The sequence below is a fragment of the Micromonospora sp. NPDC048930 genome, from assembly GCF_043197935.1.
Taxonomy (GTDB): domain Bacteria; phylum Actinomycetota; class Actinomycetes; order Mycobacteriales; family Micromonosporaceae; genus Micromonospora.
Genome location: NZ_JBICUB010000001.1, coordinates 397240 through 410755, shown reverse-complemented (window position 1 = coordinate 410755; position 13516 = coordinate 397240). Strand labels below are relative to the sequence as shown.

The 13516-nt window shown below is 75.5% G+C and carries 15 protein-coding genes; 4 read left to right on the top strand and 11 right to left on the bottom strand.

All coding sequences use genetic code 11. From position 1 onward, the window contains the following. Positions 1 to 470 precede the first annotated feature (470 nt). The 7 genes from ACGFI9_RS02060 to ACGFI9_RS02030 form a co-directional block, all read right to left on the bottom strand. A complete protein-coding gene (locus ACGFI9_RS02060; RefSeq protein WP_393173890.1) occupies positions 471 to 953 on the bottom strand; it encodes a phage tail protein in 483 nt (160 codons plus the stop codon). 1 nt (position 954) lies between these two features. Next, a complete protein-coding gene (locus ACGFI9_RS02055) occupies positions 955 to 2181 on the bottom strand; it encodes a phage tail sheath family protein (RefSeq protein ID WP_393173888.1) in 1227 nt (408 codons plus the stop codon). Between the two features lie 23 nt (positions 2182 to 2204). Then, positions 2205 to 2891, bottom strand: coding sequence for a carboxypeptidase regulatory-like domain-containing protein (locus tag ACGFI9_RS02050; RefSeq protein WP_393173886.1), 687 nt, complete (start codon positions 2889 to 2891; stop codon positions 2205 to 2207). After that, on the bottom strand, positions 2888 to 3496 hold the full coding sequence (locus tag ACGFI9_RS02045; protein ID WP_393173884.1) for a glycine zipper family protein: 609 nt from the start codon (positions 3494 to 3496) through the stop codon (positions 2888 to 2890). The genes ACGFI9_RS02050 and ACGFI9_RS02045 overlap by 4 nt, the downstream gene beginning before the upstream one ends. A gap of 14 nt (positions 3497 to 3510) precedes the next feature. After that, positions 3511 to 3855, bottom strand: a complete 345-nt coding sequence (locus ACGFI9_RS02040) for a hypothetical protein (RefSeq protein ID WP_393173882.1) — start codon at positions 3853 to 3855, stop codon at positions 3511 to 3513. Positions 3856 to 3957: 102 nt separating this feature from the next. After that, positions 3958 to 4791, bottom strand: a complete 834-nt coding sequence (locus ACGFI9_RS02035; protein ID WP_393173880.1) for an LppM family (lipo)protein — start codon at positions 4789 to 4791, stop codon at positions 3958 to 3960. 299 nt (positions 4792 to 5090) lie between these two features. Next, positions 5091 to 5597, bottom strand: a complete 507-nt coding sequence (locus ACGFI9_RS02030) for a nitroreductase/quinone reductase family protein (RefSeq protein WP_393173878.1) — start codon at positions 5595 to 5597, stop codon at positions 5091 to 5093. Between the two features lie 94 nt (positions 5598 to 5691). Between ACGFI9_RS02030 and ACGFI9_RS02025 the strand changes: the two genes are divergently transcribed. Beyond that, entirely contained in the window at positions 5692 to 6129 is a 438-nt protein-coding gene (locus ACGFI9_RS02025) for an NUDIX domain-containing protein (protein ID WP_393173876.1), read from the top strand. Between the two features lie 159 nt (positions 6130 to 6288). Continuing rightward, a complete protein-coding gene (locus ACGFI9_RS02020) occupies positions 6289 to 7467 on the top strand; it encodes an aromatic acid exporter family protein (RefSeq protein ID WP_393173874.1) in 1179 nt (392 codons plus the stop codon). Here the strand turns inward: ACGFI9_RS02020 and ACGFI9_RS02015 are convergent. After that, the gene (locus ACGFI9_RS02015; RefSeq protein ID WP_393173872.1) at positions 7448 to 8158 is read right to left on the bottom strand and encodes an alpha/beta hydrolase; all 711 of its coding nucleotides are present in this window, start codon (positions 8156 to 8158) and stop codon (positions 7448 to 7450) included. The two genes, ACGFI9_RS02020 and ACGFI9_RS02015, sit on opposite strands and share 20 nt — an antisense overlap. Before the next feature lie 93 nt (positions 8159 to 8251). Then, on the bottom strand, positions 8252 to 9241 hold the full coding sequence (locus ACGFI9_RS02010; RefSeq protein ID WP_393173870.1) for a LacI family DNA-binding transcriptional regulator: 990 nt from the start codon (positions 9239 to 9241) through the stop codon (positions 8252 to 8254). A 76-nt stretch (positions 9242 to 9317) separates the two neighbouring features. Between ACGFI9_RS02010 and ACGFI9_RS02005 the strand changes: the two genes are divergently transcribed. Together ACGFI9_RS02005 and ACGFI9_RS02000 are read left to right on the top strand one after the other, a co-directional pair. Beyond that, positions 9318 to 10574, top strand: a complete 1257-nt coding sequence (locus ACGFI9_RS02005; RefSeq protein ID WP_393173868.1) for an MFS transporter — start codon at positions 9318 to 9320, stop codon at positions 10572 to 10574. A 94-nt stretch (positions 10575 to 10668) separates the two neighbouring features. Beyond that, positions 10669 to 11001, top strand: a complete 333-nt coding sequence (locus tag ACGFI9_RS02000; protein ID WP_393173866.1) for a hypothetical protein — start codon at positions 10669 to 10671, stop codon at positions 10999 to 11001. A 15-nt stretch (positions 11002 to 11016) separates the two neighbouring features. Here the strand turns inward: ACGFI9_RS02000 and ACGFI9_RS01995 are convergent, their stop codons facing one another. Together ACGFI9_RS01995 and ACGFI9_RS01990 are read right to left on the bottom strand one after the other, a co-directional pair. After that, positions 11017 to 12606: a glycosyltransferase 87 family protein gene (locus tag ACGFI9_RS01995; RefSeq protein WP_393173864.1), complete on the bottom strand. Its 1590-nt coding sequence runs from the start codon at positions 12604 to 12606 to the stop codon at positions 11017 to 11019. Between the two features lie 56 nt (positions 12607 to 12662). Beyond that, on the bottom strand, positions 12663 to 13358 hold the full coding sequence (locus ACGFI9_RS01990; protein ID WP_393173862.1) for an MBL fold metallo-hydrolase: 696 nt from the start codon (positions 13356 to 13358) through the stop codon (positions 12663 to 12665). Between the last annotated feature and the right edge of the window lie 158 nt (positions 13359 to 13516).

The following is a 13516-nucleotide window of genomic DNA, read 5'->3' as shown; positions in this document are numbered from 1 at the left end:
GATCGGACGTCGACTCGACCCGGCAGGCCGACCCGGAGGCCGGCCGCCCAGACTCACTGGCGTGCCGGCTGGATCCGACCGGGTCCGATCGCCGCGCTGACCCCCCATCCGCCCGCGCCCACCTGGAGGGCGCGCCGAATTCCCGTGTCGTGCGGCCGGCTTCCCCGCCCGCCGCGCCGTCCTCGTCCCACCCGTCCGGGTCCGGCCCGTCGTTCCCGTCGATCAAGGGGTTTGCGTCACCCGACGGGCCGGATCCGACCGAAACTCCTTGATCGACAAGGGAGGGCGGGGTGTGGGGGAGGTCGTGGAGGAGGCCGGGGGCGTGGGCGGCGACCAGGCGGAGCCAGTGGTCGGGCGGTTCGCCGGGGCGGTGGGCCGGCGGCGGGGCCGGAACCGGCGCGGGCGCGGGCTGCGGGACGGCGGGCGGGGCGAGGCGGTCGGCGGCCGACCGCAGCGCCCGGGCCAGCCAGTCACGCGGACGTCGGGGCGGCCGCACTGCCCGACTCCAGTTCCAGCCCCTCGTACGCCAGGGTCAGCGCCTCGATGGCGATCTCCTGCGCCAGGGTGTTGAGGTGGGCGCCCCGCCACCGGGTCGGCCACGCGTTGATCATGTTCCAGCGGAGCACCTCGGCGGTGCCGGCCGGGTCGAGCAGCACCACCGAGACGTTGCGCCGGCTGACCGTGCCCTTCGCCGCCGCGTTCACCCAGTCCCAGAGCTCCCGGGACCGGGTGAGGCCGAAGTGGAGGGTGACCGGGGCGTACTCGGCCTGGCCGGGAACGGCCCGGATCCGCTCGTTGCCGGCCTCCTTGTACGTCACCGACGGGATGTGCACCTCCAGGCCGCTGACCTCGGTGAAGTGCCCGTTGGTGATGCCGTTGATGAGCAGCTTGAAGTGGTAGGCCCGGTACGGGTCGACGGGGGCGCCCGGTTGCGGGGTGGCCGTGGTCGGCATGTCAGCCTCCGATCGTCTCGGTCTCGGTGCCGCCGGCCCACTGGCTCAGCTTGAACACCACGAACTCCGCGGGCTTGACCACCGCGATGCCGATGTGCGCCACCACCATCCCGGCGTCGCGCACGTCGGCCGGGTTGGTCTCCTCGTCGCACTTGACGAAGAACGCCTCCTCCGGCGTCCGGCCGAGCAGCGCCCCGTCCCGCCACACCCGGGTCAGGAACGCCCCGATGTCCCGCCGGATCGATCGCCAGAGCGTGTAGTCGTTCGGCTCGAAGACCATCCACCGGGTGCCGTTGGCGATGGCCTGCTCGATGGCGATGGAGAGCCGCCGGACGTTCAGGTACCGCCACTCGCTGGCCTCGGCGGCGAGCGTACGGGCGCCCCAGAGCCGGATCCCCTCCCCGGCGAAGTAGCGGATGACGTTGACCCCCTTGGGGTTGAGCACGTCGTGCTCGGGGCGGGTGACCAGGTACGCGAGGTCGACCGCGCCGCGTACCGGCTCGTTGGCCGGGGCCTTGTGCACCCCGCGCAGCGCGTCCGTGCGCGCCCAGATGCCGGCCACGTGCCCGCTCGGCGGGGTGAGCACGAGGTCGCCGCTGAGCGGGTCGCGCACCTTGATCCACGGGTAGTAGAAGGCGGCGAAGCTCGACTCGCGGGGCCGGTCGCCGTCCGGCCCGTCCTCGTCGTCGGCCGGCTTGGGCGCTGCGTCGCCGGGCTTGCCGGCGGGCTTGCCGCCGTCCGGCCGGGCGACCCGGGTCAGCGTGGCGATGTCGGCCACGTCCGGCGGCGGGTCGCAGATGGCCACCATGGTGCGCAGCCGCTCGGCCATGCTGATCAGCGCCTCGTGGGAGACCGGGTCGTGGTATCCGGGCGCGGCGAGGATGGAGATCTCGTCGATGGCCTCCAGCCGCTGCAGCCCGCCGCGCCGCCCGCCGGTGCCCATGAGCCGGCCGCTCTCGCCGACGTTGACCACCCAGCAGCGGGTGCCGCCGTTGTCGAGGAAGCCGAAGACCGCCCGCGCGAGCGGCGTGCTCTCCAGGTGGTCCCCGGTGACGTACAGGCGGAGGAACTCCGACCAGCTGTTGACCGCGAGCGCCTGGTCGACGTGCGCGGTGCGGTCCGGGGCGACGCCGACGAAGGCGGCGGTGCTGGTGCCGACCGGGCCGATCGGGCGGGCGCCGCTGGGCACCTCCTCGACGTAGATGCCGGGGGAGAAGTAGTTGGGCATCGGTCCTCCCTTGAGGAGCCGGCTCAGTCGGCCGGTGGAGCGCAGACGATGACGAGGTCGGGGTCGGCGGGGTCGAGGTCGGCGGTGAGGGTGCGGCCCCGCCCGACCAGCCGCACCCGCACCGGCCGGTCCGGGGCCTCCGGGTCATGCGGGACGCCGAGCAGCCGGAACCGGCCGGCGTGGTCGGTCTCCGTGGCGTACGGGGTGCCGACCATCTCGACCCGCATCGCGGCGAGCGGCTGCCGGTCCGGCCCGACCACCCGCCCGTCGAGGGTGCGCATGTCCAGCTGCCGCAGCCGCAGCGGGTGCCGCACGGGCGGCGCGGCCGGCACCGGCCGGGCGATCTGCGCCGGCACGTCGACCAGCAGCGCGGGCCGGGGCACGACCCCGAAGGCCCGCCACAGCTCCGGGTCGCCGGCGGTGAGCACCACCTCCGGCTCGCCGGCGGCCGCGGCGGCGGCGAGCACCCGGTCCAGCGCGGTGAGCGCCGCGGGTCCGGCGCCGGCGACCAGCAGCCGGACCACGAACCGGTACGGCTCGCGCGCCCCACTGCTGCCCGCCGTCTGCCGGGCCGGCCGCAGCTCCAGCGGCCAGACGGTGAGGCCGCCGGCCGGGTCGTCGCGGGGCGGGCCGACCGGGACGGGGTCGCCCGCCGCCCCGGTCAGCCAGGCCGCGAGGTCCGCGACGGCCGCCTCGATCGCACCGGTCATCGCGGCGGGGTCCCCTGGATCCGGTACGCGATGGCCTCGTTCCACACGTGCGGGTAGACGCCGATCTCGAAGTAGCGGGTGAACCGGTTGATCGGCGCGTTGGTGTGGTCGTGCCAGAGCAGCCACACCGGCGCGATGGTGAACAGCACGTAGTTCAGCCCGACCAGCAGCAGGTAGAGCGGGCCGAGCAGCCGGGCCTGGAGGATGTGCACGTCCTCGTGCCGCTGGATGCCGGGGCTGGAGCCGGCGCAGACCGTGCCGATGGTGGTGGCGTACCGGGGCGAGACGCCCTCGACCACGTTGACCCGGCCGCTGGCCTGGGAGACCACCCGGTCGAGCTGGTGCCCGAAGACCAGGTGCAGGGCCAGGTAGAGCGCGCCGACGGCGGTGTTGAGCAGGCTCCAGGTGTGGTCGACCACGAAGAGGAAGATGCCCTTCGCGTCCGCGCCGTACGTGCCGGCCGAGGCGACCGCCCAGCCGAAGGGCGCACCGATCAGGAGTCCGACGACCGCCCCGACGAGCAGGCCGACGAGGCCGCCGGCCAGCTGGCCGAGCAGGGCGCCGAGGACGATGTGGACGGCGGCGCTGATGATGCCGAAGATCATGGGGGTCACCTCTCTCAGACCCACGAGCGGATGTAGCGGGGCTCGCGTCCCTGCGCGAGCTGGGTCGGCGACGGGCTCGTCGCCTGCCGGTTGCCGGGCGGCAGCTGGTTGATGCCGAGGGCGGCGGAGAAGATGACCAGCCCGTTGAAGAACGCGATGATCCACTTTTCCGGTCCGGCGTCGTCGGCGAACGCCGCCGTCAGGTACGACAGCGCCAGGGCGATGCCCAGCGCGATCCACTTGCGGGCCTTGTCGCCGCCCGGGCCGATCAGCCCGCCGATGACGTTGGTGGCCAGGAGGGTGGCGGCGCTGGCGCCGGTCAGGCTGCCCAGTGCGGCCCAGGTGAAGAGATCGTTCACGGCGATCTCCCTTCGGCTGGTGCGGTGGTGCGATCGGGGTGGGGTGAGGTGCGGCGGCCGGGCCTGCGGTCCGTCCGCCCGGGGTGGTGGCACCGCGCCGGGTCAGGCCGGACGGTCGGTCCGGGGCGCCGGCGCGGGGCTGGTGGCGGCCGGTGCGGCGGCCGGGTCGGTGGCGGCCGGTGCGGCGGCGCCCGGGTCGGTGGCGGGTGCGGCGGGGGTCGCGCCCGGGCCGGCCGTGGGGTGCGGGCGGCGCAGCAGGAGGAGTACGACGACGGCGACCAGCAGCAGGACCACCACGCCGCCGACCACCAGCAGCCAGGGGAAGCCGTTGCCGGCGGCCGGGCCGGCCGACGCCCGCGCCGGCGCCTCCGCCTCGGCGACCAGTTCGGCGGGCTTGTCCTGGTTGGTGTCCACCTTCCAGCTCACCGAGCGGCCGTTGACCGTGCCGTTGCTGGACAGCACCGGGCCCGGGAAGGTCACCGATATCTCGAACGACATCAACTTGACGAAGGCGCGCCGGGTCCCCGCATTCTGTTCGGGCACTTTCCCGGCGTAACTGTCGGGATCGAGGGAGAAGGAGAAACGGTACCGGTCGCCGGTGCGGACCAGCCTGAAGCTGTCGCTGGTGAATTGCGACAGCGGCTTGTTCCGGTACGCCACCTGCACGCCGTAGAAGCGGGCGTCCTCGTACCGGATCTCGTCGCCGGCGGGTAGCGCGGGCAGTTGCCGACGCATGTCGGCGAAGGCGGTCTGGACGTCCGGGTTCCGGTCCTTGAGCAGGTTCTTGTCGGCGGTCACCAGGAGTTGGCCGCTGACCGTGTCGTCGGGGTTCACGGTCAACCCGAGATTGAGTTGCATGCAGCCGCTCAGCGCCGCCACGAGGGCGAGACACACCGCGAGGCGCAATGCCCGGCTGCGGCGGAGTCCCGTATTCATGCGCACAGTGTGTGTGATCTGTTTCACACTGAGCAGTCAGCGATCAGTCACAGCCTTGTCGCCGATCTTACCGGCCACCCCTCCCATTCGGCCGACCCGCAAAAGTCAGGCGATCGATATTCTGAGGGGTTGACCATTTTCCCGTTTACCGCCGAGATCAATTCGGTTCGCGAATCGGTTGTGGGCAGCGGCGGCGCCGGGGATGCTGGCCGGGATGACGCGACAGGATGCGGTGCCGGCCAGGCTGGCGCTCTCGCCGACCACGCCGCCCGGCGTCGGGGCGCACCCCGGCCCCGGTCTCACCCGCTCCGGCCCGGCGGTTCGCCCGGCGGCCGGTCCGGCGTGATCCGGAAGACCGGGAGGGCGGCGGCGACCCGGGCGAAATCGGCGAGGGGAGCGTGCCGGTCCACCGGGACGTGCGGCCGCGCGCCGGGCGCGAGGGCGAGGTGCCGGCGCAGGATCGGCGGCCGGTCGGCCACGGGCACCTCGACCAGCCGGACCGACTCCCGCCAGCCGTGCCGCAGCACCGCCCGGCCCCCGGCGGCGCGGACGTTGGCCACCCAGTTGGCCCGCTCGCCGAGCATCGCCACCAGGTAGCGCCCGCCGTCATGGTCGGCGACGACCAGCGGTACGGCGACGGTCCGCCCGCTGCGCCGTCCCGGCACCTCGAGCGTGACCCAGTGCCCGGGACCGAGCCCGGCCGCGTACTGCCGGGCGGACAGACCGTTCAGGAACCGGGCGAGGGCGTTCGGCCGGCCCGTGCGGTACATCCACCGGAGGTGCCGGTCCCAGAGGTGGGTGGTCATCGCCGCCTCCTTTCCCCCTCCATTGGGGACCCGGGCGGCGGTGGCCGGAAGGGTCCGAAGTCCCGCCCCACCCGGGACCGACTAGGTTGGCGGGATGCACCCTGTCTCCGCCGTCATGCTGGTCGACCCCGCCGGCCGGCTGTTGATCCAGCTCCGCGACGAGCACGCGACCTACTTCCCGAACGTGTGGGGGCTGCCCGGCGGGCACGGCGAGCCCGGGGAGACCGCCGAGGAGACGGCGGTCCGGGAGCTGTGGGAGGAGACCGGGCTGCGTCCGGAGGCGTCACTGCGGCTCTTCGCGGTCCAGGAGCTGTCCGAGACCAACCGGGTCAAGCACTACTTCTACGGCCCGACCACCGCCCGGCAGGAGGACGTGGTGGTCGGCGAGGGAGCGGCGATCGTCTTCACCACCCCGGCGGAGGTGCTGGACGGCCGGCCGTACACCCTGGGCACGGCCGAGGTGCTCACCCGCTTCCTCGCCTCCCCCGAGTACGCCGAGCTGGTCGCCGCCGGCTCGCCCCTGGCCGGCTGATCCCCGGTCCCCGCCGGGTCGCCGCGGGACGACCCGCGTCGGTCCTCGGCCGGACGGTGCCACGGTGAGCGGGACCACCGCCGGGCAGTGGCGCCGACCGCTGCCGACCCGGTCGCCGGGGCGCAGGATGGTGGGTCGAGGCGACGGGAGGCGACGACGATGACGTGGTGGGGCAGGGTCCGACCACTCCGGCCCGGCGGGGCCGCCACCACGCGGCGACCCGCGACGGCCGTCCGGGAGGCCGCCGGGCGGCTGCGACGGGGCTGGCTGCCGGTCCTGGAGGCCACCCTGGCGGCCACCGTCGCCTGGATCCTCGCCGCCCGGCTGGTCGGCCACCCGCAGCCGTTCTTCGCCCCGGCCGCCGCGCTGATCGTGCTCGGCCAGGCCCGTGGCCAGCGGATACGCCGGGCCGTCGAGGTGGTGCTCGGCGTGGCCGCCGGGGTCCTCGTCGCCGACCTGGTGGTGCAGGCGCTCGGCCCGCGTACCACCTGGACGGTCTTCACCGTCATCCTGCTCACGGTGTCCCTGGCGGTGGCGATCGGCGCCAGCTCGGTCACGGTGGTGCAGGCCGCCGTCTCCGCCCTCTACCTGGTCGTCGTCGCGCCGCCCACCGAGTCGCTGGTCCCGTTCCGGTTCGTCGACGCGCTGATCGGCGGCGGGGTGGCGGTGGTGGCGAGCCAGCTGATCGACGCCCGCCGGCCGCTCGCCCCGCTGGTCGCCGAGTTCCGGCACACCTTCGAGGAACTGGCCGGGGTGCTCGACGAGATCGCCGCCGCGCTCGACCGGGGCGACGACGAGGCGGCGCTGGCCGCGCTGGAGCGGGCCCGGCACGCCGACGCCGGGGTGGAGCGGCTGCGCGGCGCGGTGCTGGCCGCGGGCGAGGCGCTCCGGCTCCACCTGCGCCGCCGGGAGCACCTCGGCCGGTTGCGCACGGTGGAGGGCTCGATCCGCCAGATCGACTACGCGGTGCGCAACGTCCGGGTCCTCGCGCGTGCCGCGGTCACCCTCACCCGGGGCCCGGCGCCGGTGTCCGCCGAGCTGGGCGGCGCCGTACGGACCCTGGCCGAGGCGGTCCGGTCGGCCGGCGACGCGCTCGCCGCCGACCTCGCCGGGCAGGACCGGATCGCCGACACCCATGCCGAGCGGGCGGACGTCGCCGCGTTGGAGGCGGTCCGGGCGGCGGGCCGGCTCTTCACCCCCGGGCAGACCCTGCCCCTCGCGATGATCATCGGGCAGGTCCGGGCCACCGCCATCGACCTGCTGCGCGGGGTCGGCGTCGACGACGACGCCACGGTGCTCAGCCGGGTCGACGCGGCGGTCAGCGGGCCGGGCCGCTGACCCCGACCAGCCAGTCCACCGCCCGCCGCCGGATCTCCGCCGGCACCTCGTGGCCGCCGCCGAACTCGGCGTACTCCACCGGGTAGCCGAGGGTGTGCAGGCGGGGGACCAGCCGCCGGCTGCACATGTCCACCGGCAGCACCCGGTCGTCGTCGCCGTGCGAGACGAAGACCCGCGGCCGGCCGTGGGTGACCAGCGGCGCGGCGAAGCCGGGGGAGAAGGCCAGCACCGCGTCGACCAGGTCGCCGTTGGTCAGCCCCAGGGAGAGGGCGTACGAGGCCCCGTCGGAGAACCCGCCGAACGTCACGTCGCTCACCGGGTACGTCCCGAGGGCCTCGGCCAGCAGCGCGTCGATCCGGGCGACGTCCGGCCCGTACCCCTCGGCGATCAGGTCCCAGGTGCTCGCGGTGGCCTGCGGGGCGAGCAGCAGCAGCCCGTGCGCGTCGGCCAGCGGCAGCAGCAGGTCGAGGCCCTGCCGGGCCGATCCGCCGGCGCCGTGGAGCAGCACCACCAGCCGGTACGGCCCGTCGCCCGGCGGCACGTGCCGCAGCCCCGGCCGGCCGGCCCACGGATCGGCCACCGGCGACGTGCCGGGCGGGGCGGGCTCGGCCACCACGGTCGCGTGGGCGCTCAGCCGGCCGTGCCGGTGCCCCTCCTCGGGTAGCCGGTGCGGCGGTGCGGGCTCGGTCACCTCGTCCTGGCCCCCTCGTCGTCGGTCGGGCCGCCGGCGCCGGCCCGTCGCGGCCGATCGGTTACCCGGCTGCCGCCGGTCCAACCGCGCGGGTCAGGCGCTCTCCCGGGCGACCAGCGTCGAGGGGAAGGCGGTCACCGGTGGCGCATGCCGCTCCTCCAGCACGGCGGTGGCGGCGGCGGTGGCGATCCGGGCGACCGGGTGGGTGGCGGTGGTCAGCGCGGGGCTGCTCACCGCCGCGTACGGGATGTCGTCGAAGCCGGCGACCGCCACGTCGTGCGGCACCTCGACGCCGCGCCCGCGCAGCGCGGCGATCGCACCCAACGCGGTGGCGTCGCTGGCCGCGTAGATGGCGTCGGTGTCCGGCCAGCGGTCGAGCACCTCCAACGCGGCCCGGCCGCCCCGGGCGGCGGTGAAGTCGCCGGTCACCACGCGCTCCGGCAGCCCCGCCGCCCGCATCAGCGACCGGTACGCGGTCACCGACCGCTCCGCGCAGGTGAGCCAGCGGGGACCGGTGACCATGGCGATCCGCCGGTGGCCCCGGGCGTACAGGTGGCGCAGCACCTCCGCGGCGCCCCCGGCGTTGTCCACGTCGAAGGACGGGACGGTGGGGGAGCCGATGCCGATCGAGGCGACCCGGCCGCGCAGCCCGGCGGGCACCGCGTCGAGCACCGGTTGGGTGGTGTTGACCAGGAGCATCCCGCAGACGCTCCGGTCCTCGCCGAGCCGGCGCAGGTCGGACGGGACCTGCCGGGACAGCCACTCCAGGCTCACCCCGACCCCGTGCGGGGCGCAGACCCGGGCCGCCGCGCTCACCACCCGGTCCACGTACGGGTCGTCGTAGAGGGTGTCGTCCCGGCCCACGACGGCCACGACGAGGCGTACCCCGCCGCCGCGCACCAGCGCCCGGGCGGCGGTGTTCGGCACGTAGCCGAGCCGCTCGGCGGCGGCGGTGACCCGGTCCCGGGCGTCCGGGGAGGCGAACCCGTAGCCGCCGAGCACCCGGGAGGCGGTGGCGCGGGAGACCCCGGCCGCCCGCGCGACGTCGTCGAGGGTGGCGGGTCGTGTCGTCGGCGTGCCCATGTCGGCATCATGCCCGCTCCGGGCGGCCGGGGTAAGGGGTGGGAGCGCTTGCGCCGAGAGCGCTCTCAGGTGTGCGATGGGTGCCGCACGAGCGCGGGGAGAGGACCAGACCACGGTGAGCAGCACCATCGACACGCCGGCCGTCGACCGGCCGGCCGTACCGCGGCCGGTCCTGGCCGCCCGCAACGGCGTGGCCGTCGTCTTCACCCTCAACGGGCTCGCGGTGGCCACCTGGTTCTCCCGGGTGCCCGCGGTCCGCGAGGCGCTCGGGCTCAGCGCCGGGCGGCTCGGCCTGCTGCTGCTGGCCATGTCGGCCGGCGCGCTGGTGGCGATGTCCACCGCCGGCCTGGTCACCCTGCGGCTCGGGCCGGCCCGGACCGTGGCGGCGTCGACCGTGCTGGTCGCGCTCGGCCTGACCGCCGCCGGCCTCTCCGCCAGCCTGGCCGGCTCGCTGCCCGGCGTCGTGGTCGGGCTCTTCGCCGTCGGCTACGGCTCCGGCGCCTGCGACGTGGCCATGAACGTCGAGGGCGCGGCGGTGGAGAAGCGACTCGGCCGGACGATCATGCCCCGGTTCCACGCCGCCTGGAGTCTCGGCTCGGTGGCCGGGGCCGGGATCGGGGCCGGGGCGGCCCGGCTGGGCGTAGCGGTCGGCTGGCACCTCGCCGCGGTCGCGGTGGTGGTGCTCGCCGGCACGCTGCTCGGCGCGCGGGCCTTCCTGCCCGCCCCGACCGAGGCGGCCGGTCCGACCGACCCGGCGTCGCGCCGGCGCGCGCTGCTGGCCACCTGGCGCGAGCCGCGCACCCTGCTGATCGGCCTGTTCGTGCTGGTGATGGCGTTCACCGAGGGCAGCGCCAACGACTGGCTGGCGGTGGCGTTCGTCGACGGGTACGGGGTCAGCCAGGCGGCCGGCGCCACCGTGTTCGGCGTCTTCGTGGTCGGCATGACCCTGGGCCGGACCGCCGGCACCGTGGCGATCGACCGCTGGGGCCGGGTACGCGTGCTGGCCGGCACCATCGGGCTGGCCTTCGTCGGCGCCACGCTGACCGTGCTGGCCGGCTCCGGGCCGCTCGCCGTGGTCGGCGTGGCGCTGTGGGGGGTCGGCGCGTCGCTCGGCTTCCCGGTCGGGATGAGCGCCGCCGCTGACGACGAGGACCGGGCGCCGGCCCGGGTCAGCGTGGTCGCCATGATCGGCTACACCGCCTTCCTCGGTGGCCCGCCGCTGCTCGGCTTCCTCGGCGACCACCTGGGCATCCTGTCCGCCCTCGGGCTGGTGCCGCTGCTCCTGCTGCCCACCCTCGCCCTGGTCCCAGTGCTCCACCCGCCGGCCCGCTGACGGGCACCGGCGGTCAACCGACTCCCACCGGGCTCGCAGCCGGCTCCCAGGTAGGGGTGCTGCACTGGGAGGACGCCGAGGAGAGGAGGCGGCCATGGGCTGGTTCAGTCGCCGGACCACCGACCCGACCACCCCGACCAAGCTCGACCGCGAGGGCAACCGGGACGACCTGGCCGCCCTGGAGGCGTTCGTCACCAGCCGCCGCGGGGTCGAGTTCTACCTGGAGCCGGAGACCACGGCGACCGACACCACGGTGGTCGCGATCGCCCACGACGGCGAGTGGATCCGGCGCCGCACCGGCTCGCCCCGGGCCGCCGCGAAGCTCGCCCAGCGGCACGCGGTCCCGCTGTACGAGGCCGCCCGCACCGGCTACCCGGAGCGGATGCGGGCCTGGAACCGGGCCCACCCGGAGCGGCACGCCCGCTGACCCCGCCCCGGCCGGTCAGCGGAACGCGGCGGCGAGCTCGTCGTCGTACGTGGCGATCGGGCGACCGTCCGCCCCGTACGCCACCAGCCGGCCGTGCGTCATCGTCGCCGACCGGAAGGAGAACGTGCGCGATCCGGGGTAGGCGGGAAGCAGCGGGATCGCCCGGGGCGCCCCGCCGGGCGCCGAGTAGTACTCCAGGCGGGCCACCTCCGGGGAGACCACTCCGTTGACCCGTACCTTGGTCGGCTCGACGGCGGTGCCGAAGGTGACCGGCCCCGCCCCGCCATACGCCGCGCACTCGGCCGCGCCTCGGCAGAAGAAGAAGTACCGCGGGTTCGCCACGTCCGCCAGGGAGTACGCCTTGAAGGTGGGGTCGGCTCCGGCCGGCAGCGGCTGCACGGCGAAGAACGCCAGCGTCGCCCCGACCGCCACGCCCACCCGCAGCCAGGCCCGCCCGGCGGCGCCGGTTCGGTGCGGCCGGGCGGCCGCGACCGCCACGCCGCCGAACCCGGCCAGGCAGAGCGCGCAGACCCCGAGGGCACGGGCGTTCTCCAGGAGGAACTGCACGCCGGGGCGGGTCGACACCGGGCCGAGCACCGCGCCCAGCGACACCACCATGGCCACCAGCAGGGCCACCCCGGCCACCTTCCGGGTCACCCCGGTGGCGCCGACCAGCAGCATCCCGGCCAGCACCGGCCAGATCTGGTGGTGGGTCCAGGAGACCGGGGAGGCGGCCACCGTGGCGCAGCCGACCAGCACCGCGGCGTGCCCCGGCCGCCCGCCCGCCGCGAGCCGCCGGGCCCGCAGCAGGGCGACGAGGCAGATCGCGGCCACCAGGAGGGCCCACACCACGGGCAGGGCGGCCGGGGAGAGCCCGACCCGCAGCAGCATCCCGTGCACCGACTGGTTGCCCAGCGAGGCCAGGTCGCCGATCCGCGAGGTCTGGACCACCGTGCCGGCCCAGTAGGTCCGGCTCTCCGCCGGCAGCACGACGGCGGCGAGGGCCGCGCAACCCAGGAAGGCGCCCACCGCGCGGCCGGCGTCGCGGTACCGGCCGGCGGCGAGGAAGTACGCCACGAAGAGCAGCGGGGTGAGCTTCACCGCGGCGGCCACCCCGACCAGCACCCCGCGCCACCGGGCCGGCACGACGCCCATCCCGTCGAACAGGGCCAGCAGGACCACGAAGATGCTCACCTGCCCGAAGCGCAGGTTGCTCTGCACGGGCGCGGAGAGCATCAGCACCGTGGCGGTGGCCGCCACCGCCAGTGGCCGGCCGGACCGTCCGGCGGCGAGCGCCCCGCCGACCGGTACCGCGACGGCGACCACCGCCGCGACCGTCAGCAGCAGCCAGAGCGCGCCCAGCACGGACTCCGGGAGCGCCGTGACCGGCCAGAGCACCAGCGCGGCGAACGGCGGGTAGGTGAACGGGCCGCCGTTCTCCGCGACGTACCCGTACAGCGGCCGTCCGGCCCGCAGGTCGGCCAGCGCCCCGTAGTAGATGTGCAGGTCGGAGAGGTGGTCCGGCCGGCGCAGCACCAGCCCGACGGAGACCGTGGCGGTCAGCGCGAACGTGGCCCACAGCAGCATCACCCGGCGGTCCCGCATCGGCCGAGGATAGGACAGCCGGGACGGCGGCGGGGCCCGCCGCGGGTGACGCGACGTCAGCCGGCCAGGGCCTTGCGCGCCTCGGCCAGCCGCACCGGCTCGTCGTGGGCCGAGACGTACCACTCGACGTCGTCGCTGAGCAGGCTGCGGGCCAGCGCCAGGTCGGGCTCGTCCTCCGGGTTGCGCAGGTGGGCCGGCGGCGGGTACCAGCAGTCGCCGAGCAGCAGCACCCCCGAGTCCGGCACCAGCACCACCGAGGAGTCGGGGGCGTGCCGGCCGCCCACGTGCCGGACCACCACCCCGGTGGGCAGGGTCAGCACGTCGGTGAAGGTACGGGTCGGCGGAAGCACCGCGAACCCGTCCCAGGAGTCCACGGCGAGGGCGCGGGCGCGGTAGCTGTGCCCGAGGCGGGGGTTGGCGCGTACCTGCTCGCGGAGGTGGCGGTGACTCCACGGCCGGGCCGCCTCGGCCCGCAGCGGGGCCACCCCGGCCTCGTGCCCGACGATCTCGACGCCCGGCCACGCGCAGGCGCCCCAGACGTGGTCCCAGTGGTGGTGGGTGTAGACCAGCCAGCGCGGCTCGGGCAGCCCGGCGGCGCGTAGCCCGGCCTGGATCTCGCGGGCGTGCGCGGGGCTCTGTCCCGCGTCGACGATCACACTTCCGCGCTCGTCGGCGACGACCGCCACGGTCGGGCGGACCGCGAGCGGGTCCGGATCGCCGGGGAACAACCAGACCCGGCCGGCCAACTGCACAGGGGTGACGGCGTCGATGGCGGCAATTCCTCTCGCAGCGTCTGAACGTGATCCACTGTCAGCGTCCGATGCTATCGGTCGACGGCCGGGGTCGTCCGGCCAGGCCGGACGCGACTGTCCACAGGTGCCGGACGGAAAGTCGGGAATTGGCGGAAATC

What these genes read in the sequence shown, in the direction of transcription:
- ACGFI9_RS02060 (WP_393173890.1), bottom strand. Translation starts at nt 953, where the DNA reads ATGCCGACCACGGCCACCCCGCAACCGGGCGCCCCCGTCGACCCGTAC.
- ACGFI9_RS02055 (WP_393173888.1), bottom strand. Translation starts at nt 2,181, where the DNA reads ATGCCCAACTACTTCTCCCCCGGCATCTACGTCGAGGAGGTGCCCAGC.
- ACGFI9_RS02050 (WP_393173886.1), bottom strand. Translation starts at nt 2,891, where the DNA reads ATGACCGGTGCGATCGAGGCGGCCGTCGCGGACCTCGCGGCCTGGCTG.
- ACGFI9_RS02045 (WP_393173884.1), bottom strand. Translation starts at nt 3,496, where the DNA reads ATGATCTTCGGCATCATCAGCGCCGCCGTCCACATCGTCCTCGGCGCC.
- ACGFI9_RS02035 (WP_393173880.1), bottom strand. Translation starts at nt 4,791, where the DNA reads ATGAATACGGGACTCCGCCGCAGCCGGGCATTGCGCCTCGCGGTGTGT.
- ACGFI9_RS02030 (WP_393173878.1), bottom strand. Translation starts at nt 5,597, where the DNA reads ATGACCACCCACCTCTGGGACCGGCACCTCCGGTGGATGTACCGCACG.
- ACGFI9_RS02025 (WP_393173876.1), top strand. Translation starts at nt 5,692, where the DNA reads ATGCACCCTGTCTCCGCCGTCATGCTGGTCGACCCCGCCGGCCGGCTG.
- ACGFI9_RS02020 (WP_393173874.1), top strand. Translation starts at nt 6,289, where the DNA reads ATGACGTGGTGGGGCAGGGTCCGACCACTCCGGCCCGGCGGGGCCGCC.
- ACGFI9_RS02010 (WP_393173870.1), bottom strand. Translation starts at nt 9,241, where the DNA reads ATGGGCACGCCGACGACACGACCCGCCACCCTCGACGACGTCGCGCGG.
- ACGFI9_RS02005 (WP_393173868.1), top strand. Translation starts at nt 9,318, where the DNA reads ATGGGTGCCGCACGAGCGCGGGGAGAGGACCAGACCACGGTGAGCAGC.
- ACGFI9_RS02000 (WP_393173866.1), top strand. Translation starts at nt 10,669, where the DNA reads ATGGGCTGGTTCAGTCGCCGGACCACCGACCCGACCACCCCGACCAAG.
- ACGFI9_RS01995 (WP_393173864.1), bottom strand. Translation starts at nt 12,606, where the DNA reads ATGCGGGACCGCCGGGTGATGCTGCTGTGGGCCACGTTCGCGCTGACC.